The following is a 402-nucleotide window of genomic DNA, read 5'->3' as shown; positions in this document are numbered from 1 at the left end:
GCCTCTGCTGCCTTGGCAGGCTCAATCATGTTCGCCCTCCGTTTGGCAGTATTTGCACCTGCCTTAGGTGCTTCCGCCGACCTTTGGGCGGCAGACGAACGTTTTGAACAGCGTAGTAACTGTTATGCCTACAAATATCTTGTAAATAAACCCAAAGGTTCGACATACGAACCCAATGAATACAAAATTACCCACTATGTCCCGTGGCAGGCTTGCGAGAAAAATGCCGATACTTCGCATCTGAAAGGCTGGGAAGAAAAAGTGCGCGAATTCGATGCCCGACATGGTAATCTGCCGAACGAGTAAACAACAGCAACCCCATGAAAGAAAGAGCATGACAACCAAACTATATGAATCACTGCAACGGGAAGCCGATGAAATCCTGATGTATGACGAAGACTA

1 protein-coding gene is annotated in these 402 nt (G+C 47.5%); it reads left to right on the top strand.

Features of this window, described 5'->3' with window-relative positions; all coding sequences use genetic code 11:
* On the top strand, nucleotides 1-306 hold a 306-nt coding region (locus ACTHUG_RS11590), incomplete at its 5' end, for a hypothetical protein (protein WP_440386918.1).
* Between the last annotated feature and the right edge of the window lie 96 nt (nucleotides 307-402).

The organism is Neisseria sp. P0022.S009 (assembly GCF_051956675.1).
Taxonomy (GTDB): domain Bacteria; phylum Pseudomonadota; class Gammaproteobacteria; order Burkholderiales; family Neisseriaceae; genus Neisseria.
This window is presented reverse-complemented; position numbering and strand designations above follow the sequence as displayed.